Source organism: Flavobacterium sp. (assembly GCF_046293665.1).
Taxonomy (GTDB): Bacteria; Bacteroidota; Bacteroidia; order Flavobacteriales; family Flavobacteriaceae; genus Flavobacterium.
In genome coordinates this window covers 13,982-35,447 of the sequence record NZ_JBKBOL010000004.1, presented here as the reverse complement: position 1 = coordinate 35,447, position 21,466 = coordinate 13,982, and the positions used below count along the sequence as shown (strand labels likewise).

Annotated in this window: 22 protein-coding genes; 6 read left to right on the top strand and 16 right to left on the bottom strand. The window is 38.3% G+C overall.

All coding sequences use genetic code 11. The features are described from left to right. Positions 1-86 precede the first annotated feature (86 nt). Positions 87-1,310 carry an aminotransferase class I/II-fold pyridoxal phosphate-dependent enzyme gene (locus tag ACK4R1_RS07840; protein WP_409685487.1) on the top strand — a complete coding sequence of 408 codons (1,224 nt, stop codon included), beginning with the start codon at positions 87-89 and terminating at the stop codon, positions 1,308-1,310. A 64-nt stretch (positions 1,311-1,374) separates the two neighbouring features. Here ACK4R1_RS07840 and ACK4R1_RS07835 read toward each other — a convergent pair whose 3' ends face one another. Together ACK4R1_RS07835 and ACK4R1_RS07830 are read right to left on the bottom strand one after the other, a co-directional pair. Continuing rightward, positions 1,375-1,818: an SRPBCC domain-containing protein gene (locus tag ACK4R1_RS07835; RefSeq protein WP_409685484.1), complete on the bottom strand. Its 444-nt coding sequence runs from the start codon at positions 1,816-1,818 to the stop codon at positions 1,375-1,377. A 4-nt stretch (positions 1,819-1,822) separates the two neighbouring features. Then, a complete protein-coding gene (locus ACK4R1_RS07830; protein ID WP_409685481.1) occupies positions 1,823-2,134 on the bottom strand; it encodes an ArsR/SmtB family transcription factor in 312 nt (103 codons plus the stop codon). A 166-nt stretch (positions 2,135-2,300) separates the two neighbouring features. Here ACK4R1_RS07830 and ACK4R1_RS07825 point away from each other — a divergent pair, with 166 nt between their 5' ends. Both ACK4R1_RS07825 and ACK4R1_RS07820 read left to right on the top strand, forming a co-directional pair. Then, positions 2,301-3,227 (top strand): T9SS type A sorting domain-containing protein, encoded by a 927-nt coding sequence (locus tag ACK4R1_RS07825; protein WP_409685478.1) that lies wholly within the window; start codon positions 2,301-2,303, stop codon positions 3,225-3,227. A 12-nt stretch (positions 3,228-3,239) separates the two neighbouring features. Beyond that, on the top strand, positions 3,240-4,589 hold the full coding sequence (locus ACK4R1_RS07820) for a M28 family peptidase (RefSeq protein ID WP_409685475.1): 1,350 nt from the start codon (positions 3,240-3,242) through the stop codon (positions 4,587-4,589). A gap of 3 nt (positions 4,590-4,592) precedes the next feature. Here the strand turns inward: ACK4R1_RS07820 and ACK4R1_RS07815 are convergent, their stop codons facing one another. After that, on the bottom strand, positions 4,593-5,621 hold the full coding sequence (locus tag ACK4R1_RS07815) for a hypothetical protein (protein WP_409685473.1): 1,029 nt from the start codon (positions 5,619-5,621) through the stop codon (positions 4,593-4,595). Between the two features lie 227 nt (positions 5,622-5,848). Here ACK4R1_RS07815 and ACK4R1_RS07810 point away from each other — a divergent pair, with 227 nt between their 5' ends. The 3 genes from ACK4R1_RS07810 (at position 5,849) to ACK4R1_RS07800 (ending at position 8,816) form a co-directional block, all read left to right on the top strand. Further along, positions 5,849-6,121, top strand: a complete 273-nt coding sequence (locus tag ACK4R1_RS07810) for a DUF4242 domain-containing protein (protein WP_409685470.1) — start codon at positions 5,849-5,851, stop codon at positions 6,119-6,121. Between the two features lie 242 nt (positions 6,122-6,363). Beyond that, positions 6,364-7,398, top strand: coding sequence for a hypothetical protein (locus tag ACK4R1_RS07805; protein WP_409685467.1), 1,035 nt, complete (start codon positions 6,364-6,366; stop codon positions 7,396-7,398). A 2-nt stretch (positions 7,399-7,400) separates the two neighbouring features. Then, positions 7,401-8,816: an MBOAT family O-acyltransferase gene (locus ACK4R1_RS07800; protein WP_409685464.1), complete on the top strand. Its 1,416-nt coding sequence runs from the start codon at positions 7,401-7,403 to the stop codon at positions 8,814-8,816. A gap of 290 nt (positions 8,817-9,106) precedes the next feature. Here ACK4R1_RS07800 and ACK4R1_RS07795 read toward each other — a convergent pair whose 3' ends face one another. The 13 genes from ACK4R1_RS07795 to ACK4R1_RS07735 form a co-directional block, all read right to left on the bottom strand. Continuing rightward, a complete protein-coding gene (locus tag ACK4R1_RS07795) occupies positions 9,107-9,520 on the bottom strand; it encodes an OsmC family protein (RefSeq protein WP_409685461.1) in 414 nt (137 codons plus the stop codon). A gap of 64 nt (positions 9,521-9,584) precedes the next feature. Beyond that, positions 9,585-9,815 carry a 4a-hydroxytetrahydrobiopterin dehydratase gene (locus ACK4R1_RS07790; protein WP_409685458.1) on the bottom strand — a complete coding sequence of 77 codons (231 nt, stop codon included), beginning with the start codon at positions 9,813-9,815 and terminating at the stop codon, positions 9,585-9,587. A gap of 226 nt (positions 9,816-10,041) precedes the next feature. Then, positions 10,042-10,794 (bottom strand): Asp/Glu racemase, encoded by a 753-nt coding sequence (locus ACK4R1_RS07785; protein WP_409685455.1) that lies wholly within the window; start codon positions 10,792-10,794, stop codon positions 10,042-10,044. 121 nt (positions 10,795-10,915) lie between these two features. After that, positions 10,916-11,830, bottom strand: a complete 915-nt coding sequence (locus ACK4R1_RS07780; protein WP_409685452.1) for a fumarylacetoacetate hydrolase family protein — start codon at positions 11,828-11,830, stop codon at positions 10,916-10,918. Further along, complete coding sequence (locus tag ACK4R1_RS07775; RefSeq protein ID WP_409685449.1) at positions 11,827-13,020, bottom strand: retropepsin-like aspartic protease; 1,194 nt, start codon at positions 13,018-13,020, stop codon at positions 11,827-11,829. Before ACK4R1_RS07775 ends, ACK4R1_RS07780 begins: the two co-directional genes overlap by 4 nt. A 27-nt stretch (positions 13,021-13,047) precedes the next feature. Continuing rightward, the gene (locus ACK4R1_RS07770) at positions 13,048-13,221 is read right to left on the bottom strand and encodes a hypothetical protein (RefSeq protein ID WP_409685446.1); all 174 of its coding nucleotides are present in this window, start codon (positions 13,219-13,221) and stop codon (positions 13,048-13,050) included. A gap of 133 nt (positions 13,222-13,354) precedes the next feature. Beyond that, the gene (locus tag ACK4R1_RS07765) at positions 13,355-14,458 is read right to left on the bottom strand and encodes a cupin domain-containing protein (RefSeq protein WP_409685443.1); all 1,104 of its coding nucleotides are present in this window, start codon (positions 14,456-14,458) and stop codon (positions 13,355-13,357) included. A gap of 32 nt (positions 14,459-14,490) precedes the next feature. After that, positions 14,491-15,477 (bottom strand): carbon-nitrogen hydrolase family protein, encoded by a 987-nt coding sequence (locus ACK4R1_RS07760; RefSeq protein ID WP_409685440.1) that lies wholly within the window; start codon positions 15,475-15,477, stop codon positions 14,491-14,493. Next, entirely contained in the window at positions 15,474-15,917 is a 444-nt protein-coding gene (locus tag ACK4R1_RS07755; RefSeq protein WP_409685438.1) for an acyl-CoA thioesterase, read from the bottom strand. Before ACK4R1_RS07755 ends, ACK4R1_RS07760 begins: the two co-directional genes overlap by 4 nt. Before the next feature lie 57 nt (positions 15,918-15,974). Next, positions 15,975-17,564, bottom strand: a complete 1,590-nt coding sequence (locus ACK4R1_RS07750; protein ID WP_409685436.1) for an AMP-binding protein — start codon at positions 17,562-17,564, stop codon at positions 15,975-15,977. Between the two features lie 41 nt (positions 17,565-17,605). Further along, entirely contained in the window at positions 17,606-19,933 is a 2,328-nt protein-coding gene (locus tag ACK4R1_RS07745; protein WP_409685433.1) for a bifunctional salicylyl-CoA 5-hydroxylase/oxidoreductase, read from the bottom strand. A 91-nt stretch (positions 19,934-20,024) separates the two neighbouring features. Next, positions 20,025-20,630 carry a flavin reductase family protein gene (locus ACK4R1_RS07740; RefSeq protein ID WP_409685430.1) on the bottom strand — a complete coding sequence of 202 codons (606 nt, stop codon included), beginning with the start codon at positions 20,628-20,630 and terminating at the stop codon, positions 20,025-20,027. A gap of 177 nt (positions 20,631-20,807) precedes the next feature. Next, on the bottom strand, positions 20,808-21,464 hold the full coding sequence (locus ACK4R1_RS07735) for a DUF2238 domain-containing protein (protein WP_409685428.1): 657 nt from the start codon (positions 21,462-21,464) through the stop codon (positions 20,808-20,810). Between the last annotated feature and the right edge of the window lie 2 nt (positions 21,465-21,466).

Here is a 21,466-nt window from a genome sequence, read left to right as displayed (position 1 = left end):
AAATTTTTTCAAAAGTATTGATTTTTAATTTAATATAAGGGAATTTTGAACCACATTAAACAAGTTTAAACTCTTAAACCCAAAACATGAATTCTATTCCCCAAACCTTAAACTCTTTTCATCCAGCCGATAAAATCCAAGATTTACAATACTTTGGCGAATTTGGAGGTGTGAATCCTTCCATTTCTGATAGCTCGACTTATACTTTTCTTTCAGCCAAAACCATGTTTGACACTTTTGAAGGCAACGCCGAGGGTTGTTATTTGTACTCGCGCCATTCTTCGCCTATGAATTTATATTTAGGCCAAGCTTTAGCCGCTATGGAAGGTACCGAAAGCGCCAATGTTTCTGCATCCGGTATGGGTGCCATTACGCCTGTTTTGCTCCAGTTGTGTGCTGCCGGAGATGAAATTGTCTCCAGCCGCACCATTTATGGCGGAACGTATGCTTTTATGAAAAACATGTTGCCGAAATGGAACATCAAAACCCGTTTTGTCGACATTACGAAATTAGACCAAGTAGCCGCAGCGATTACGCCCAACACCAAAGTGCTGTATTGCGAAACAGTAAGCAATCCGTTGTTGGAAGTAGCTGATATAGAAGCTCTGGCGGTTATTGCCAAAATGCACAATATTAAATTAGTGGTAGACAATACCTTTTCGCCTTTATCAGTAGCACCGGCCAAATTAGGAGCTGATGTAGTAATTCACAGTTTGACTAAGTTTATCAATGGAAGTAGTGATACGGTTGGTGGTGTAGTTTGTGCTTCTCAAGATTTCATCAATGATTTAAAGAATGTGAATGATGGTGCGAGCATGCTTTTAGGTCCTACGATGGACAGTTTAAGAGCAGCCAGCATTTTGAAAAACCTACGTACTTTACATATTCGAATGAAACAGCACAGTCATAACGCCCTGTATTTGGCTCAAAAATTCGAAGCCGATGGGTTAAAAGTGGTCTATCCGGGATTGCCGAGTCATCCGAGCCATGAATTGTATTCGAAAATGATTAATCCGGAATATGGTTTTGGCGGTATGATGACCATCGATGTCGGAACTTTGGACAAAGCCAATGAATTAATGGAATTGATGCAACACCGAAACTTGGGCTACTTGGCCGTGAGTTTAGGTTTTTATAAAACACTGTTTAGTGCTCCGGGAACATCGACTTCGAGTGAAATTCCTCTGGAAGAACAACAGGAAATGGGTTTAACCGACGGATTGATTCGTTTTTCTATCGGTTTAGACAATGATATTGAGCGCACTTATCAGATGATGAAGCAGTGCATGAAGGAACTGAACGTTTTTTAAGTTTTTATAAATTGATTTTTAAAGTCCGTTAGAATGCCATATCTAACGGACTTTTATTTTTAAATTATATTTTTTCAAGGTGTTCCACCAAGGAAATGTTGAGAATGTGATTCCAACCCATTTCGAAGTTTTCTCTTTTGAATGCCGGTTCGTTTGCATCAAACGGAATAGTGAATACGTGACTGAAATGCAATTCCGTTGTATTTTCATCTAGGGGATGCAATTCCCAAGTAACGACAGAAGTTCCGGGGGAGCCTACATATTCCCAACTGTGAACTAGTTTTTTATTGGGAATAATTTCGATCATCACGCCTCGGTGTTGCCATTCTTTACAATCATCATCGGTTCCGTACCAATCAAATTGTTGGCCTACTTTTAGTTGCCAATCTTCGGTAAATTCAAAGTACCATTGTTTTAAATGCTCTCTTTCTGTAATTACTTTCCAAAGAGTTGCTGCGGATGCCTTATAGACTTTTTTAAGACTAAGGCTGTTGTCTGTTTTTTCCATATTGTTATTCTTTAAGTTTTTCAATATATTTTTCCAAAGCATCGAGTTTGCTTTCCCAGAACTGCTTGTATTGTTCTATCCATACTGATACCTCATTGAGTTTTTCGAGTTTGGCTTCGCAATAGCGCTCCCGACCTTTATCGGTGATTTCTATTAAGCCGCATTCGTTTAGTATTTTAATATGTTTGGAAATCGCCGGACGACTGATATCAAAGTTTTCGGCTACAGCATTGAGCGTTAAAGTTTGTACTGCTAAAAGGCTAAGAATGGCTCTCCGAGTTGGATCGGCAATGGCCTGAAATACATCTCTTCTCATGGTTAATAATTTAATTGGTAACTAATCGGTTACAAATTTATACGTAACTATTTGGTTACGCAAATAAAATAAGAATTATTTTTAGTTTCAAAGTGTTAATTTCTAATTTGTAATTAAATACTTGTAATTTTTTTGGTAAATTTATATGCTATAAACTATTATTGTCATGATAAAAAAATACTTTTTTTGGTTTTGTATCTTATTTGGATTAAGTACTCAAGCACAGATAATCAATATTCCTGATGCGAATTTCAAGAACGCCTTAGTGAATACTCTTTGTGTTGACAACAATTCTTTTTATGGTGGAGATGTTGATGCGGATACTAACAATGATGGTGAAATCCAGATTAGTGAAGCTTTGTTAGTCACGAAATTGATTTTAAATAACTATAATATTTCCTCATTGACAGGTATTGAATACTTTACCAATTTAGTCTCTTTGGAAGTTGGTGGTAATCCTCTGATAACTTTAAATTTGCAAATACCATCATTAAAAAAACTGACTTGCCACAATGCCCAGTTGACAGAGCTTATTGTTGATGGATTGCCTAATTTAGAAGAAATTTTTTGTGGAGGTAATTTGATAACTTATCTCGATTTGAGCAGCACAAATGTTTTTCAATTAAATGTTAGTAGCAATCCTAATTTAGTTTGGGTTAATATTAAAAACGGTGTTCTGAACGGTTGTGTAATTCTATTGATGCCAGGTGTTGATTACACATGCGCTGATTATTTGGATTGTCCGGCTTTGCGATTTATTTGTTTGGATGATGAAGAAGCTAACAGCCAATCTTTTTATTCCAGTTACCCTCAAAACGAAGTTCAATTTGTTACCGATTGCACTCTAGCAGTGAGGGACAAAGTGATAAATACATTTTTCACCCTTTATCCCAATCCAACTAACGGTATATTGAATTTGGCATTATCTCCTGAAACAATTGTTAAAGAAGTTTATATTTATAATATGGTAGGTCAAAAAGTAGTAACTTTCAATTCTGTTGCTTTTGATGTAAGTTTTCTATCTCAAGGAACTTATTTCATTACTTTGGAAACCGACAAAGGAAAGGCAACCCAACCTTTTGTGAAATTATAATAGAAAAACCGAATGAAAAAGTACTTTGTGCTCTTAACACTGATTGGAACGATGTCGGTAACTGCTCAAACGGACAGTCGCATGTATGATATAATTGAGGCTGTTTCAGCCCAAAGATTAGAAAAAGACATTCGCACTTTAGCCGATTTTGGTACCCGAAATACTTTTAGCGACACCGTATCAACCACCAGAGGAATTGGAGCAGCACGACGTTGGATTAAAGCGGAGTTTGATAAGATAGACAAAGACTGTAAAAATTGTTTAGAAGTTTTTTACCAAAAGGATTTAGTTACTCCAAAAGACGGTAATAGAATACCCAAAGAGGCTTATGTAGTGAATGTTGTCGCTATTCAAAAGGGAACCAAATACCCGAATCGTTATATCATTATGACGGGCGATATTGATAGTCGTAATTCAGACACCATGGATTATACCAATGATGCTCCGGGCGCCAATGATAACGCTTCAGGCATGGCAGGAACTATCGAAGCAGCTAGAGTGTTGTCTAAATACAGTTTTGAAAATAGTATTATTTATTTAGGCCTTTCAGGAGAAGAACAAGGCTTGTTTGGCGGAAAAGGTTTTGCTGAATATGCCAAAAAGAACAATTGGGAAATCATAGGTGTTTTGAACAATGACATGATAGGCAATATTGAAGGCGTAGATGGTGTAATTGACAATAGAGCTTTCAGAATATTTTCAGAGCCAACTCCGGTTACAGAAACCGAGAAGGAAAGAAACCAACGCCGTTTTTATGGTGGTGAAGTCGATGGTATTTCCCGTCAATTAGCACGTTATATTCACAAATCTGTAACGACTTATATGCCTGAAATGAATCCGATGATGGTTTATCGTTTGGACCGATTTGGTCGTGGCGGTCACCATCGTCCGTTCAACGATTTAGGATATGCCGGAGTTCGTATTATGGAAGCCCATGAAAATTACAACCGTCAACATCAAAACACTAGAGTAGAAAACGGAATCAAGTATGGCGATGTTATCGAAGGCGTTAATTTTGAGTATGCCAAAAAACTAACAGCTGTCAATGCGATTATATTGGCGGGATTAGGTTGGTCACCGCAGGAACCTAAAAATGTTACTATCGGTGGTGTTGTAGAACCGAATACCAAACTTAAGTGGGGCAAAGTTCAGGATGATTCCATTATTGGCTATAAAATTTATTGGAGATTAACCACTTCGCCACAATGGGAAAACAGTCGTTTTGTTGGTAATGTTGATGCCTTTGAATTAAAAGGAATAGTGATTGATAATTACTATTTTGGTGTAGCCAGTGTGCACAAAAACGGCCAAGAAAGTGTAGTGGTCTTTCCTTCAGCAGTGATGAGAAGTACGAGTAAGTAAATTTTATCGGTTCAAATAATACTCCAGTTTTTCTTTAATGTTATTCAACGGTGTAGCAATCGCATTTACATATTGAAAATTGCCGTCTCTTTTGTTATCAATGGATAATTGAATCGGACAAGCTTCACTTTGAATAGCATTGGCTTTAAATTCATTTTGTTTTGCATCATAAACTAAATAAGGCGCGCCCGAAGAACCAAATCGGAAGTAGCCTTTAATTAAATAACGCAAACCTTCTAAAATATAATTGCCGCCAACGCGTTCCTGAAAAATGGCAAAATGCTCTGTGAATCCTTCTATTTGAGCTTTGTTGAGCAGCTTTCCAACTTCGCTGGTTGGTGAGCTTTGCAAACAATAATAATGTTCTTGCTCATCACTCAAAATGGAATAATCTATAGTAACAATCGGCATGGCGTTTATAATTTCTTTTGCTGTGTTCACTATTCGATATAGCGCAATATCATTATCATAAAAAGCTTCTACGAGTTCCACTTCGACTAAAAAGGTATGCCGATTGATTGCCGGTTCTGCAAAATAGGTTGAGGAAGTAAAATGCTTTGAAAGTTCAGTATTATTATAAAAAAGGTTGTTTTTAAACTGAATTATCAAATGCGCTTGACAAATCTTTTTCTCTAAAAAAGTAACCCAACGTGTATCAAAATTAATTTGTTTTAAAGCCTCTATAGCGAATTGGTAGTCATTTGGATTAGTGCTGTTCCAATATCTTTTTTGCACCCTTGTATCCAATAAAAAGCAATTTTGAAACAATTGTTTTTGGGCATCATTCAAATAAGGCAAAATATCATTGGTAAAAATATTTTCGTCAATCGATTTAAAGATTCTGGCTTCGGATTTTAAATTGTGTGCGACCGAAAGAATATAACCTTTGCCAATATGAAAGGCACAAATGTTATTTTCAAAATGCCTTCTGTTTGGCTCATTAATATTCTGTGTCCACATGATGCGAAACAGTGGAGATGTTTGTTCGTTAGTGAGTTCGAGTTGCTTTTTAAGGCGATTTTTGTTTGACATAGGAAGTTTTCCGTTTGATTGAATCAAATATACCAAAGATATTGTAATGGTAATCTTTTAAAACTATTAAGGTGTAAGATGTTGATTGTTAGGTTTCCAATCGTTTAATTCAAATATTATGACTAAATTGCATTGCCCAAATTTGACTAGTGGAGACCAGAAACCACTGAAATCAACGGGGCAAAACCGAAAAGCCATAGAGTAGGAATTTATAAAATGAAATACTTATGCCAAAATTCGTAATTGAAAGAGAAATTCCGGGAGCCGGCGATTTAACTGCCGACCAACTAAAAGCAATTTCACAAACCTCTTGTGGTGTTTTGAATAAAATGGGATCCGAAATTCAATGGATTGAAAGTTTTGTTACTGGCGATAAAATTTATTGTGTATACATTGCGCCTAATGAAGAAATGATTCTAGAGCATGCTCAAAAGGGCGGTTTCCCGGCCAACAAGATCTGTAAAGTGGTTAATACTATCAGTCCGGTTACTGCTGAGTAAATTAAAGAAACAGCCATTATTAATGATAAAGATTGCTGTTTTTTTATGTCGATTTAAAACTTATTAACAGGAAATTCGTTAATAAAAAGAATGAGTGTAGTTTTTGTCGCCTGTATTATTGTTTATTTTTGAAATAGAATATCCCGAAATCGCAACCCATTATTTTCCCCAAATTCATATTAAAGTATTTCTGATGAAGAAATTGTATTGATTATTAGTCTAACCAATTAATTAAAAAATAGATGAATTTGAAAAAGTCATTTTTTGTGGCTGTACTTTTAAGTGCGGTTAGCCTAGGAGCTTGGGAACTCTACTGGCGGTCAAAAGGTTTTTATCCCAATATAGATGATAACAAAGATTTATGGGCTGTGCAAAGAGCAAAAGTCGGACACTTAACCAATGACGATGTTATTTTAATAGGTTCATCAAGAGTGCTTTTTGATATTCAACTAGACGAATGGGAAGAACAAACCGGAAGAAAACCGATACAATTGGCTTCACCGGGTTCTTCTCCCTTGCCAATATTTAGTGATTTGGTCAATAATACCGATTTTAAAGGAACTATTTTAGTAGGCGTGACACCGGGACTTTTCTTTTCAACTACTTTTCCTGAAGCTTCACCTTGGAAGAGGGCGCAGACCAAAGTTGATCATTTTCACAATCGCACTTATGCCCAACAATTGAATCATTATATTTCATTGCCATTGCAAAGTTCATTGGTCATGATGTCGGGCAGTGAAGAGGAATGGTCGGATGATATTGATTTAAAAGCTTTGTTGGGGCGAATTTCTATTGGCAACCGAACCGGTGAACCTGCGTTTCCGCCATTTTATAATTTTAATGATACTCGCGTAGATAGAAATACTGAGATGACGGCACGAACGGCTAGTGATACTGCTTTTGCCAATACCATCAAAAGGGTTTGGGGTTTTTTTGGTAAAAATGCGCCACCGCCGGATAAAAAATCTACTATGGATTTCTTTTTAAAAGATTTAAAAAAATTTAAGGCTAAAGGGGGAAAGGTAATTTTACTGAGATGTCCATCGAGTGGCGGTCTAAAGATAGGTGAAGACATGGCAATGCCTAGAGCTAAGTTTTGGGATGATTTAGTGCAACAAGCTCAAGTCAAAAGCTATTATTTTGAGGACTACAAACAATTGCAATTTGATTGCCCGGAATGGTCTCATTTATCAGCCGCTGATGCCAGAAAGTTTACCGTTGAGTTGGTGAAAATTATGAAAGCAGAGGGTACTATGTTTAATACTAAAACCAATTAATCATGTTATTCAATTCCTTAAGTTTTGTAGTGTTTTTGGTAATAGTATTGGCCTTGTATTATGCTAATGTATTGAGTTGGACTTCAAGAAAGCGCATGTTGCTTTTGGCTAGTTATGTTTTTTACGGATTGTGGAATCCGCCGCTAGTGATTTTGTTGTGGATTTCTACCGTGATTGATTGGATTACCGGAAAACAGTTGGCCGTAGAAGAAAATAAACGAAAAAGACTGTTTTGGCTATTGCTGAGTATGTTTGTCAACTTAGGCTTTTTGTTCTTCTTTAAATATGGTAACTTTTTGTTGGAGAATTTCACTTTACTGATGAATTCCATTGGAATAGAATACAAAGCTTTACCGATGGATATTATTCTTCCGATGGGAATTTCATTTTATACTTTTCAAACCATGTCTTATACGATTGATATGTATTGGCGTAAAACCGAAAGAGCCAAAACGTTCTTGGATTTTGCGTTGTATGTAACGTTTTTTCCGCAGTTAGTTGCCGGTCCAATCGTTAGAGCAGGCGATTTGATTACGCAGTTTTATGAAGAAAAAAGAGCGACTGCTAACCAGTTTATTTGGGGATTGTTTTTGCTGACTTTGGGATTGTTCCAAAAAGTGGTTTTGGCCGATACTTTATTGTCAAAGACTTCAGATGCAGTTTTTAATTCGGATAAAGTGCTTAATACTTGGGATGCTTGGACGGGAACGTTAGCATTTTCGGGGCAGATATTCTTTGACTTTGCGGGTTATTCAACCTGTGCGATTGGGATTGCTTTGATGCTAGGGTTTTATTTAACGGATAATTTTAAATATCCTTATGCGGCAATTGGATTTTCGGATTTGTGGCGCAGGTGGCATATTTCGCTATCGACTTGGTTAAGGGATTATTTATACATCCCGTTAGGCGGAAACCAGAAAGGTGTGGTGAGAATGTATGTGGCTTTGATGGTTACTATGTTACTCGGCGGTTTATGGCATGGCGCGGCTTGGACTTTCGTGATTTGGGGTGCTTTGCACGGGATTTTCCTGGTGGTTGAACGATTGTTGAAATCGTTTGTTTCTATTAAAATTACGGCTTGGAACGGCATTATATTGGCTTTGGCGACTTATACTTGTGTCAATTTTACTTGGGTTTTCTTTAGAGCCAGAAAGTTTGAAACGGCTCAAAATATGATTGAATCAATGTTGTTTATGAATGGTGATGGCGCAAAAATATTAGACACTTTTTCTATTGTTAAAGTATTTACGTTGATTTCATTAACCTTTATTTGCCACTGGATAATGAGAAATACTTCGTTGGAATCGGTGGCAAAAACGAAATCTCCTTTATTGCTGGGAGTGGTATGGGCTGTACTTTTTTTCTTGATTGCAATTGCTCAGGGAAGCGGAGAACAGTTCATTTATTTCCAGTTTTAATTGCGTTTTTTTGGATGGAAAAGCCGCTTTTTAGCGGCTTTTTCTTTTTGGGGTATACAAAAAAAAAGGAGGCCTTTTACCGGCCTCCAATTGTTTGATTTTGATTTATCATTATTAACTTGCACCACTTGATGCATCTAACTATTGAATTCTCTCTTCGAGACTTTCAAGTAATTAATCAAAATCATATTCAAATTTACCTTTTTTTAAAATGCAACTATGTTAAAATTAGTACTTTAACACCAGTTTAACTTTGCTTTAGTAGTGCAAATTGTATGCGTTTTTTAAGACTATACATTAAGCGTATAGCTGACGCTGATTTTGGTGTTCAATAACTTTGAAATGGGACAATTGGCTTCGGCATCTTTTACCAATTCTTCAAATTTAGCATCGTCTATGCCCTCTACTTTTGCTACCAAGGTTAGGTTAGAAGCTACGATAACACCATCTTCAAAAACAATCTCCGCATCGGTTTTTAATTCGGTTGCGGTGAAACCTGCAGCTTGTAAATTGAAAGCCAATTTCATCGAGAAACATCCGGCATGTGCTGCACCTACTAATTCTTCAGGATTGGTACCGATGCCTTCTTCAAAACGAGAACCAAAGGAATATTGTGTCTGATTTAAAACAGTGCTTTGCGTAGTTAAATGTCCTTTGCCGTCTTTTCCTGAGCCGCTCCAAACGGCAGTTGCTTTTCTTTTCATACCTATAATTATTTATGTTGTTATTTGGAAACCTCTAATTTACTAAAAAATACCAATCTAAAATTTATAGTTTTGAAATATAATCTGCCAATTGATAGTCTAATTCGGTGATGGCTTTTTTGTCGTAAGTAAACAAGGTGATTTCAACCATAAAAGCTTTGAAAATTGTGTAGTCGGGATGGTGATTCATTTCATCTGCTTGTTTGGCTATTTTCAATACAAATTCAGCTAATTCCGTTTGAGATTTAAATTCAAATGTATTGACTAGTTTTCCGTCTTTTGTAATCCACTCCATGATTTTAGTTTTACGATTTAAAGATAGCCTAACAAAAAGTAGATAATGATAAAAACGATAATGGTGCCAAGGCATCCGCCACCTAATTTTTTGGCACTATAGCCGGCAATTAATGTTTTGAATAGTCCGTTCATAAGCTTTTAAGTTTGATTTAATTGTATTACCATAAAGGTAATTAAGCTTATAATGAAATAGTTACAGAATTACGACTAAAATTTTTATAATTCTAGTACTTCCCATTCAACAATTCACCACCAATAGCTGATTTGGCCTCGATACCTAATTTTTTCATCATTTCGTAAGTGGTACAAACCGCTGCAGAAGTCACCGGAATGCCACATTCTTTTTGGATTAAATCAATCGCTTCTAAAGAAGGCATTTGCACACAAGCCGAAGCGACTAAAACATCAACATCTGTCAAATCCAATTGCTTATAGATTTCCAATAAATTCATCGGATTTTGCGCGGCAACTTCTAAGTTATCCGGAATTTCGAGTGCAATACTTTGCTTCACTTTGATGCCTTGGTGTTCAATATAATCAACTACCATATCGGTTAACGGACGCATATAAGGCGTGATAATTGAAATTTGTTTGGCACCCAAAACTTTCAATCCGTTAATCAAAGCACCGGCAGATGTCACGATAGGTGTAGGGAAATCATTCGCCACGGTTTCTTGGTGTAAATTCACTTCCGATACGCAATGGTAACCGCGTCCCATACTCATAATCGCCACCAAACAGGCATAACCCATCACATCAACGTGAGCATCAGACAATTCCTGAGCACATTTTAAACTCATCGCATCCATGGCTTCGAGTTCTTCTTTGGTGACTTTTTTCATGCGCATGCGGCTGCTGTGAAACGTAAAACGTTCCGGCAATATCGTTTCTCTGGCTCTGAAAATGGCCGGAATTTCGGTTTCCATCGTTACGTTGGATGATGGCACTATTTGTCCAATTCTAAATTTTTTGTTCATTTTGTTTCAAGTTTAAAGTTCCAAGTTGGTTACTGAGAACTAAAATATTTGGGCGTTTCCCTATCGGGTCAGGCTTTCCGAAGTACACGGTACTTGCTCCAATCCTTAACGCGGTCTGTTCTTATCTGGAAATCTCCTTTACTGTATTCACTATCGTTCCTATACCTTCCACAGTAGCTTCTACTACATCGCCGTCATATAACCATTCTTGCGGATCGCGTCCTGCGCCAACACCAGCCGGTGTTCCGGTAGCAATGATATCACCCGGTTCCAAAGTAAACACGATGCTTAGATCTTCAATCAAATCGTTGATGTTGAACAATAGAAATTTTGTGTTAGAATTTTGTTTTTCTACACCGTTTACTTTTAAAGATAAATTCAAGTTGTGTGGGTTGTCGATTTCGTCTTTGGTAACCAAAATGGGTCCCATCGGCGCAAAAGTGTCTTGTCCTTTAGAAACAATCCATTGACCTTCTCTTCGACAATCGCGTGCCGAAATATCATTAATTACTGTATAACCAAAAACATAATCCATGGCATCGGTTTTAGAAACATATTTTCCTTTTTTGCCTATAACTACGGCCAATTCCACTTCCCAATCGAGTTGTGAAGTCAGTTTGGTGTTTTTAATGATTTCAGTATTCGGACCGGTAACAGTGGTTGGCGGTTTTGAAAAGATAATTGGTTTTTGCGGTAATTTGCCGGTCGTATCCAAAGTTCTGGCACTTTCCGAAACATGTTCAGTATAATTTAAGCCAATACCAATGATATTTTTTCTTGGTTTTTGAATAGGAGCGAGGATAGTCACTTCGTCTAGCGAATAGGCGATTTCTTCAAAAAAGTTTTCCGGTGTATCGGCCACCATATCGTTTAATTCTTCCACCAATTCGATGCCCATGTCAATTAAATCGAGCATGTCACTTGGTAAAGGGAAATTTGAGATTTCGCCAAAGTCTTCCATATCGATGACTTGGTTGTTATGTAGGAAGCCTAATCTTGGCTCGGTGTCTTGTGTTTGGTAGGTGAGTAGTTTCATTTGTGTTCTATTTTAATTGTTGTTGTTTGGTTGTCATTGGTTCGTACTTCTAATTCATAATCTTTTTTAGGGTCACGGTTTTTTTTCAGCTTAATGATGTCACAGAAATCCATTTCACTCAGTATGTGATTGTCAATTCTAATGATTTCATCTCCAAATTTCAATCGGTCTTGATAGTTTTTGTCCCATACATGGCCTATAACAAATTTTTGTTCTAAAACTGTTGGCGAATAAATTGGTGCTTTATGGTCTAAGTTTATTAATTTTTCAGATTCAAAATAGAATTTCTTATTTTTAAAGTCAATTATAATGTCACCATATTTGAGTATGTCTAAGCCTAATCTTGAATTATTATCATCGGTAGTATTGGTGATTAAGTTTTCGAAAGTAGTATCGTTTATTTGTAGTTTAGAGGGTTTGACCAATATTTGCTCTTTCACAGGCGCTGCGCCAAACAAACCAATATTTGAAGTGCCTTTGCTTTTAGAGAGTTCTTCAAAAATATTTTCTTTGGAAAAGACGGAATAAGCTCGATTAGAAATCTCATAAAAGCCGTCCATTCCAGTATCAACTAAGACATCTTCATAGCCTTTTTCCTGGTTGTTACCGGTTAAGTTGATTTTGATGTAAGGTGATTTTTGATCCCCAAATAAGGTAAGTTTTGTTGGCTTTGATTTAGGGTGTAACTTCTTAATATCGTCAGTTATGATTATTTTTTTGTCTTTGAGACTTATTTTCAGTATTGATTTTTTAAATAAATTACTGCCGATGAATCCATCAATTTTGTAGCATTTTAAGATGAAATGATGGTCTAAGTCGGTGGCCAAAACCACATTGTTTTCAAAGTTGAGGTTCTTTAATTTAATTGATTTAACAGCGATCATTTCAAGCGTATCCACTTGATTATTCGCGTCGGAAACCGGAATTCGTTTTAGGCTTTGGATGCTGATTTCGTCTTTTAAGCGTTTGGTAATCAGGTTTGGGGCACCGGTGTCAAGAAGAAACTTATAGGTTTTATCATTGATAGTTACCGGAATGATGATTTTATCATTTACGATTTCAAAATCGATTTCTTCATAATAATTTTTTCCTTTAATGTTTCCTTGATCAAAAGATAATTCTTGTGCACAAAGGTGAACAGTTAAAAAAAGCAAGACCAGCAAGCTATTTAGCTTTACATTACTTTTCATTATGTAGCAAAGTTGCCTCATTTATTCTTATTTCTTTTTTAGCATTTTAGTTACAGAAAAAATGATGATTCCTGAGAAAAAAATGATATTGGCATAACCAATTATAATAGCATTTTGGTCTTCTTTTTGAATTAAATATATTCCGAGCCCTACAAAAAATAGCGCGATTCCAATTCCCATTAAATGTTTTATAGTATTCACTTTATTTTGGTTTTACTGAAACAGATTCGTTGTTTTTAGCCCTGATGGAGCCATTGTTGGAGCTCGTTCGCAAAGCGGACAGCGACTGGCGAGAGCAGGAGCAGTAGTCTGAAATTGCAGTTTGCTACTGCTTCTAAATTTGATGTCCATTATTTTCTGAATATTCTCTGCTTTGAAATAAGCCCAAGCCTTCAATCACCGGTAAATCGTTAAAGTTGAACAAACACGCATCTTCAGTATCCGAAGCATTGTGATGTTCGTGCCAAGCCCATGACGGAACGCAGAAAATATCGCGCTCTTTCCAATCAAAACGCTTGCCGTTGATGATGGTGTAACCGCTTCCTTTGGCGCATTGGTACACAAATGAACCGGTATGTTTGTGGGCTTTTCCGTGAAAACCAGCCGGTAACAATTGCATCGCTGCACCCATAGTTTGCATCACATGGCCACCGGTGAGCGGATTAGAATATTGCATTAAGAAACCATCAAACGGATTGATTTCATTGACTTTGGCAACTTCTAACAGCGTTGGGTAAACTTTATTCCAAGAGTATTTAAACAAAGGGGAATAGGGTTTGTCCCAAGTTTGATCGGCCGGAATTAAGCCTGCGCCACCATAGGTCATGGGAGAATGGTTAATAGCTGAAATCAAAGATTGCTTGCCATCATAAACCGCGTAATCATTGGCTTCTAAAGCATTCACTAACGGAATATCCAAACCGTCTTGCCAAATGCAGGTTTGCCCATCAGCTTCAACACCGTGTTCGTGCCAAGTGGAATTGGGTGTAATCACAAAGTCGTTGACTTCGAGCATGATTTTATTACCATCAACCACCGTGTAACCTTTGGAACCTTCCATGATAAAACGTAGGGCAGAAGCTTTGTGTCTGTGTGCCGAAGTGCTTTCGCCCGGACGGGTAACTTGGATTCCGGTATACAACCAACCTACGGCTGCCGAAACGTCTTTTCTTTTATCGTTTACCAAATAAACGACACGTCTTCCGGCTTGTTCCGGTGTTACGAGTTCGGAAGATTTTAAGACCAAACTTCTCAAGTCGTCATATTTCCACAACATCGGTACCGAATTGGCTCGTGGTTCCCAAGGTTCTATATCGTTGGCAACTGTCCACAAAGCACCGGCTCCAAGGACTTCGAGTTCTTTATAGTACGCTTCTAATTCCGGGGTGTCTTGTACTCTGGCACGGCCGATTACGTCGTCTGAATGTTTTGCTTCCATAGTTTTACTGCTTAATTCTGGCTATCTTACTACTATTTTTTATTAAACTCCTCGTGATTATCTACAAAGGTAATCTTTCTTGTTGGAGCTACATTTACTCTTAAATCAAAAATATCAAATCGGTTGTAATGTCCGAGTATGTCGTGCATTTGCTTGGGTTGGATGCATTTTTCTAAATCGATATCGGCGTATACAATTCCTTCGTCATCAATCAGCGGCGTGCCAATTACAGCGCCATTCGGACCGATAAATCCGGAGAAAGCCGAGCTTTTGCGTGACAACAATTCGTCTACATTCGGTACATCTTCGCGCAAAGCATCTTTAATTTCCTGTGAAATGGTTGAACAAGAAACAATCGTAAACAATTTCCCTTCGAAAGAATGGGCAGCGGCTCGAATCTTAATGGCTTCTGCCATGTCATAATCCGGTGGTGCTACCGGTAGCGAAATGTAATTGGCAATGTGTACCAATTCACCTTGCGATAACAAGGTAAAACGCGCCAAGGTATTCGTGTTTTCACCACAAGCTAAGGTTCCAATCGGACCAACTTCAGTATCATACACTTTCAAGGATGAACCGTCGCCTGAGGTCCATGTCAGTTTTTCAGCCCAAGTTGGGACCAACTTGCGGTGTTTACCGATTAAGTTTCCTTGGTTGTCGATAATCAGGTTGGTGTTGTAAATTTCGCCATAACTGTCGCCACGTTCGTTGATGCCTATGACAATATGCATGTTATGGTCTTTGGCCGCTTGGAACAAAGGTTTCATGCTTTCGTCAGTAATGGCCACTGAGTTTTTGTACAATTGCTCGTACCATTTGCTACCTTGTACCGGAGTCATAATCCAGTTCCAATAAGGATAGCCGGCTATGAATACTTCCGGGAAAGCGATGAGTTGGGCGCCATTGTCTCCGGCTTCTTTCATAAAGGAAATAACCTTTTCTATCGTTTTTTCAACGTTTAGAAAAACAGGTGATGTTTGTACGGTGGCGGCTTTGAATTTTTTAAAATGTATACTCATAATTCGTAATTCGTAATTCGTAATTCGTAATTCTTGATTTTTTCTTTAATTTCCTCCGAAAAAGGTTCTGCTTTGATAGCATCTCTTCCATTGCTGATGCCTACGTTGACCAAAGTGACTTCGCCTTCTAAGCAGGTGTTGCCTTGTTCGTCTTCAAAACGGAAACCGCAATTTACGGAAGCACCGCCGAGTTTGATAACCCAAAGTTTTTTGGTTAATACTTCTCCAATACGGGCTGCTTTTTTGAATTGGACTTTTAAATCCACAGTTGGGATGCCATTAGTTTCGTGTATTTTGGAAAATGGTCGGTCTAAGGCTTCTTCAAACCAGTCTTCGACTAAGTCGTTTAGCATTTCCAGAAAACGCGGATAAAAAACGATACCGGCGTAATCGACGTGTTTGAAACGTATTTTTTCTTGTTTGGTAAAGGGTTGGTTCATTGTTTTTTATTATTAACCGCAAAGCTCGCAAAGTGTTACGCAAAGTTCGCAAAGTTTCTATTTCAATTTAAAGCGTTGAATTTTTCCGGTCTCTGTTTTAGGCAAAGCTTCGGTAAAATAAATCACTCTCGGATATTTATATGGTGCTGCTACTTCTTTGAACCAGTGTTGAATGTGGTTTTTCATATTGTCGGTAGCTTTACTTTGTTCTTTCAATACTATGTGTGCACAAACCAGCATGCCTCGTTCTTCATCGGGTAAACCTACCACAGCGCATTCTAAAATTTCTTCGTGTGTTAACAATACGCTTTCTACTTCAATTGCAGCAATATTATAGCCTGAAGAAATAATCATATCATCGCCACGCGCTACAAACCAAAAACAACCGTCTTTGTCTTGGCGGAAAATATCTCCGGTGAAGTTCCAGCCGTTTTGGACGTATTCTCTTTGTTTGTCTTCTCGGTTTAAATATTTGCAACCGGTAATGCCGCGAACCATCAGTTTTCCGGGTTCGTTGACGGCTGCTTGGTTTCCTTCTGAATCTACAATTTTAGCTTCATAACCCGTAATGGCAACGCCTGTGGCTCCGGGTTTCATGTTCGCTTCATTTGAAGATATAAAGATATGCAACATTTCGGTAGCACCAATACCGTCTATGATTTTTAAGCCGGTGGCATCGTACCAATCTTGCCAAACTTTAATCGGCAGAGTTTCTCCGGCAGACACACATTTGCGCAAGCTGGAAATGTCAAAATCGGCTACTTTGGTCGTGATGATTCTCCAGGCCGTTGGCGCCGTAAAACAAATCGTGATTTTATAATCCTGAATGGCTTGCAAAAGCATATCAGGTGTTGGTTTTTCGAGTAAGAAAGTCGAAGCACCAAAATACATTGGGAACAAAACTAATCCACCGAGACCAAAGGTAAATCCTAGTGGCGGACTGCCGGTAAAAATATCATTTGGAGTGGGTTGCAAGGAATACTGCGGAAACGCTTCGCAAATGTTTACTATGTCTTTGTGAAAATGCGAGGTCATTTTGGGCAATCCAGTCGTTCCGGAAGTAAAGCCGATTAAGGCAACACTGTCTGATTTTGTATGGTAATTGGTGAAGGTTTTGGGTTTGTTTGCCATCAATTCCTCTAATTGTGAATTACTGTAAAAACAAACTGATTGCAGATGATCGGATTTGACCAAATGCATTTCATCTGCTAAACTATGGTCGCAAAAAGCATGACTGATTTCGGCACAATCGATTATGGTTGTGAGTTCTTTAGCACGCAGCAAAGGCATAGTCGCCACAACGATGCCACCGGCTTTTAAAATAGCAAACCAGCAAGCGACCATCATTGGATTGTTAGCCGAACGAATTAATACGCGATTGCCCGATTTTAATCCTAAATCTTCGACCAATACATGGGCAATTTGATTGGCCTTTTCGTATAGGTCTTGGTATGTCCAAGTCGTTTCAAAAGTGCGGATGCAAGTGTTATCGCCGCGACCTTCTTTGATATGGTTGTCCAAAAGCACTTCCACACAATTCAGCATTTCCGGTCGGTTGAACTGCGGTAAGTCTAGGAAAACATAGTCGGGTTGCAAGTCTGGACTTGGTAAATTATCGTGAGCGAAATCGTCTTGGTAATGTTTCATGTTCAATATTTTCTCGCAAAGGCACAAAGGCGCAGAGTTTTTTATTTCTTATTGCTTTTTGGTTTTAACGCTTTTTTCATGCTTTCGGTTTGTTTTCTTTCTGCTGCTTTTAGCGGATACAAATGCGAACTTCCGGCTTTGTATTGGTTTGGAATGTCTATAGCTTCAAATTGTTCGTAGGCTTGTGCATTGCGAACGAAATGGGCATCGGCTAGTAATGGTCGGCCTAGCGCCACTAAATCGGCTCTGCCATTTAAAATAATGGTGTTGATTTGGTCGATGTCTTGAATATAACCGGCTGTAATGGTTGGCACATGAACTGTGTTTCTCACCGCATCGGCAAAAGGCGTTTGCCACATGCGTCCGACTTGCGGTTTCTGATGAACTAATGTATTTCCGGTAGAAACGTTGATGATATCGGCACCGGCATTTTTGAAGGCTGTTGCAATTGTCATCACTTCTTCTTCAGTGATTCCGTTTTCAGCCCAATCAGAAGCGGAGATTCTAACGGACATTGGTTTATGTTTTGGAAAAGCATTTCGCATTTCGTTGAAAACCCTTAATGGGAATTTTAATCGGTTTTCGATGCTTCCGCCAAATTCGTCTGTTCTGAGATTCGTCAAAGGCGATAGAAAAGAAGCCAACAGGAATCCGTGGTGCGCTTGTAATTCGATTAAATCAAATCCGGCATGATTCGCATTTTCCGTGGCTTGTACAAATTGGGTAACGATTACATCCATATCTTTGGAAGTCATTTCCCTTGGAATCGGAAGTTTGTCATTGAAGGCAATTGGCGAAGCCGAAAGTAAATCCCAAGGCAAATCGACAGGTTCGTTTACACCTTCCCAAGGTTTTTTGGTTGCGCCTTTGCGACCGGAATGACCCAATTGAATTCCGATTTTGGTTTGGGTGTTTTGATGGATAAAATCGGTTACTTTTTTCCATTCAAGGAGTTGCTCTTGAGTATAAATACCGGCACAACCTAAAGTGATACGTCCTGTTTTTGATACTGCTGTCATTTCGGTAATAATCAATCCGACACCACCAGTGGCTCTGCTGCCGTAATGGACTAAATGCCAATCGGAAACTTTTCCGTCGATGGCTGAATATTGACCCATAGCCGACATAACGATTCGGTTTTGCAACTCTAAATCGCGAAGTTTGAATTTGGTGAAAGCCGCCGGCAAAATTTGATTATTGCCATTGTTATTGCCATTGTCATTGTCATTGGTATTGAAACGGTCATTGAACTCTTTTAAAACTTTATCCGTAAATGATTTATCGCGGAGTCTGAGGTTTTCAAACGTTACTTTTTTGGAACGTGTCATGCAGCCAAAGGCGAATTGGTAGAAAGGATGTTGGTTGTTTCTATCCATATTTTCAAACCAATCGAGCGAGACCAAAGCGGCATACTGGATCATTTCAACCGTGTTTCTTCGGGTTTTTTCGTATTGTTCGAAAGCGGCTTGAACGTTATTCGGATTAGCGATTACTGCGTCGGATAAACCGATGGCGCAATCCATAGCCAATTTGGTTCCCGAACCGATAGAGTAGTGCGCTGTGGCTTTGGCATCGCCTAACAAAACGATATTGTTATGAAACCATTTTTCATTGGTTACGTGCGGAAATTGGCGCCAATGTGATTTGTTCGAAATCAATGGATGTCCGTCGAGTTCTTCTTTGAAAATTTCTGAAATCTTAGCCATGGTATCGGCTTCATTGGTCACTTCGAAGCCGTGTTTTTGCCAAGTTTCGTCGCTGCATTCAAATATCCATGTGCTCATCCCTTCTTCATATTGGTAGGAATGGGCTACCATTACGCCGTGTGGTGTCGTTCTGAAGAAATAGGTAAAAGCATCTAACGGTTTGGTTGAACCCAACCATACAAAGCGGTTTTTCTTTAAGGTGATTTTGGTACCGAATTCTTTTTCGTATTGCGTTCTGATGCCGCTGGCAATTCCATCGGAAGCTAAGATGATGTCAGCGTTTTGGTATTGGTTTAAATCATCAATATTTTGTTCGAAATGGAGGTTAACGCCTTCTTCACGGCAACGTTGGTGTAATAACTTAAGTAAAGTTTTTCGGGAACAGCCGCAAAAACCGTTTCCGGCGATGCTGACTTCTTGTCCGTCACGCGCCACAATAATATCGTCCCAATAAGCAAATTTACTTCGAATTAACTCGTAGGATTGCATGTCGCGTTTGAGGAATTCGCCCAAAGTTTCATCGGAGAAGACAACGCCAAATCCAAAACTGTCGTCGGGTTTGTTGCGTTCGTAAACGTCGATTTGGCAATGAGGCATTGCTTTTTTGGTTAAGATGGAAAAGTAAAGTCCGCCCGGACCGCCGCCTATAACTGCTATTTTCATTTTTTTGTTTTAAACATTAAGGAGTTAAGTTTAGTTAAGATTTTCATTAAGGCTTAATGTGACTTTTTTTCTTAACTTCTTAACGGTAAATTTAACCTCTTTTAATGGAGAAAAGTTCTCCTAATTTGGCATAATTTGAACCGGCTAATCTGGAGATTGGCTTATAGGTTTCTAAATTGATTTTGTAATTGTCTAATAATACTTCATCGTCAAAATGCATCATTACGATGCGCCCGATTACAATACAAGCACCGCCATTTTTATGATCTTCTAAGAAATAATGGTGAACCAATTCACATTCGAAAGTGATTTTACTTTCTTTGACGCGCATGGGTTTTACTTTTACGGATGCGATAGGAGTAACGCCCGCCAATTCAAACTCGTCAACCTCCGACGGAACCGATTGTGCCGTGGTGTTCATTTGCTCGGCCAATTCTTCGGTGACCATATTCACAACGAATTGCTTGGTTGCTAAAACATTATTTAAAGTGTCTTTGTTGGTATTATTGCCTCTTCCGGTGGAGAACATTACGTGAGGCGGATCTTCACCAACCGCATTGAAATAGGAGAAAGGCGCGAGGTTGTTGATTCCGTCTTCGCTTACGGAAGAAATCCATCCGATAGGTCTTGGGATAATAGCACCGGTTAATAGTTTGTATACGGCCGAGTACTCGAGCTCTTTAGGATCAAATAGCATAGTGTTGTTTGTTTACTACAAATTAAAGCTATTTTTTTGATAATTTTTAGGGGATTGCTAATTTCGAAACTCAAAAATTGGGAATATCTTATTTTTAAATGTTATTTATTTGAAAGTTTGTTTTAAAGACTTACTATTTCAATCTTTACGAAATAGAATTATTCGCATTAATCGTTATTATGCATTCTTAGTTTCGTGAATTTTAAAAGCTTTTTTGACCAAAGACACTATTGTAGTGGCAATAATGGCACCTAGAAAAGCCAAGAAAATATCTTTTTGGGCGTCCCAAATATCGCCTTGTGTTCCCAAATAAGCAACACCTTGTGCCGGAAAAAACAAATCGGCTACAGCCCATTCAATTAATTCGTAGAAACCGCTTATGGATAAGGTGATTTCGATGGGTAAAATCCAGGCTACCATGGTTGGATATTTGATCCATTTTAAGAATAATTCTCTCATGGGATAAGCCAATAAGAATCCGAAACTGAAATGTACAATTCGGTCGTAATGGTTTCGTTCCCAACCCATATAATCTTTGAGCCAGTAACCAAAAGGATTTTCGGCATAAGTATATTTGGCACCATAAACATGCAAACACAGATAAACGCAAATAAGCAAATAGGAAAGGTCGCTGAATTGGTATTTTTTATAGGTAATCAATAGAAAAATAAAGAACAAAACGGTCAAAGTGTTTTCGAGTAACCAGTTGTTCATGTCGTTGGTTCCGATTAAGGTGCTAATCCAGATGATGGTAAATACACTCAGAAAAATCCACAACCATGGATTTTTATTAAACGGTGTTCTTTCTTTAGAAATGGCGATAGTGAATGGCATAA

What these genes read in the sequence shown, in the direction of transcription:
- ACK4R1_RS07830 (WP_409685481.1), bottom strand. Translation starts at nt 2,134, where the DNA reads ATGAGAAGAGATGTATTTCAGGCCATTGCCGATCCAACTCGGAGAGCC.
- ACK4R1_RS07745 (WP_409685433.1), bottom strand. Translation starts at nt 19,933, where the DNA reads ATGAAAATAGCAGTTATAGGCGGCGGTCCGGGCGGACTTTACTTTTCC.
- ACK4R1_RS07840 (WP_409685487.1), top strand. Translation starts at nt 87, where the DNA reads ATGAATTCTATTCCCCAAACCTTAAACTCTTTTCATCCAGCCGATAAA.
- ACK4R1_RS07755 (WP_409685438.1), bottom strand. Translation starts at nt 15,917, where the DNA reads ATGAACCAACCCTTTACCAAACAAGAAAAAATACGTTTCAAACACGTC.
- ACK4R1_RS07820 (WP_409685475.1), top strand. Translation starts at nt 3,240, where the DNA reads ATGAAAAAGTACTTTGTGCTCTTAACACTGATTGGAACGATGTCGGTA.
- ACK4R1_RS07750 (WP_409685436.1), bottom strand. Translation starts at nt 17,564, where the DNA reads ATGAAACATTACCAAGACGATTTCGCTCACGATAATTTACCAAGTCCA.
- ACK4R1_RS07785 (WP_409685455.1), bottom strand. Translation starts at nt 10,794, where the DNA reads ATGAACAAAAAATTTAGAATTGGACAAATAGTGCCATCATCCAACGTA.
- ACK4R1_RS07740 (WP_409685430.1), bottom strand. Translation starts at nt 20,630, where the DNA reads ATGCTATTTGATCCTAAAGAGCTCGAGTACTCGGCCGTATACAAACTA.
- ACK4R1_RS07790 (WP_409685458.1), bottom strand. Translation starts at nt 9,815, where the DNA reads ATGGAGTGGATTACAAAAGACGGAAAACTAGTCAATACATTTGAATTT.
- ACK4R1_RS07835 (WP_409685484.1), bottom strand. Translation starts at nt 1,818, where the DNA reads ATGGAAAAAACAGACAACAGCCTTAGTCTTAAAAAAGTCTATAAGGCA.
- ACK4R1_RS07775 (WP_409685449.1), bottom strand. Translation starts at nt 13,020, where the DNA reads ATGAAAAGTAATGTAAAGCTAAATAGCTTGCTGGTCTTGCTTTTTTTA.
- ACK4R1_RS07795 (WP_409685461.1), bottom strand. Translation starts at nt 9,520, where the DNA reads ATGAAAAGAAAAGCAACTGCCGTTTGGAGCGGCTCAGGAAAAGACGGC.
- ACK4R1_RS07815 (WP_409685473.1), bottom strand. Translation starts at nt 5,621, where the DNA reads ATGTCAAACAAAAATCGCCTTAAAAAGCAACTCGAACTCACTAACGAA.
- ACK4R1_RS07825 (WP_409685478.1), top strand. Translation starts at nt 2,301, where the DNA reads ATGATAAAAAAATACTTTTTTTGGTTTTGTATCTTATTTGGATTAAGT.
- ACK4R1_RS07760 (WP_409685440.1), bottom strand. Translation starts at nt 15,477, where the DNA reads ATGAGTATACATTTTAAAAAATTCAAAGCCGCCACCGTACAAACATCA.
- ACK4R1_RS07805 (WP_409685467.1), top strand. Translation starts at nt 6,364, where the DNA reads ATGAATTTGAAAAAGTCATTTTTTGTGGCTGTACTTTTAAGTGCGGTT.
- ACK4R1_RS07765 (WP_409685443.1), bottom strand. Translation starts at nt 14,458, where the DNA reads ATGGAAGCAAAACATTCAGACGACGTAATCGGCCGTGCCAGAGTACAA.
- ACK4R1_RS07780 (WP_409685452.1), bottom strand. Translation starts at nt 11,830, where the DNA reads ATGAAACTACTCACCTACCAAACACAAGACACCGAGCCAAGATTAGGC.
- ACK4R1_RS07800 (WP_409685464.1), top strand. Translation starts at nt 7,401, where the DNA reads ATGTTATTCAATTCCTTAAGTTTTGTAGTGTTTTTGGTAATAGTATTG.
- ACK4R1_RS07735 (WP_409685428.1), bottom strand. Translation starts at nt 21,464, where the DNA reads ATGCCATTCACTATCGCCATTTCTAAAGAAAGAACACCGTTTAATAAA.
- ACK4R1_RS07810 (WP_409685470.1), top strand. Translation starts at nt 5,849, where the DNA reads ATGCCAAAATTCGTAATTGAAAGAGAAATTCCGGGAGCCGGCGATTTA.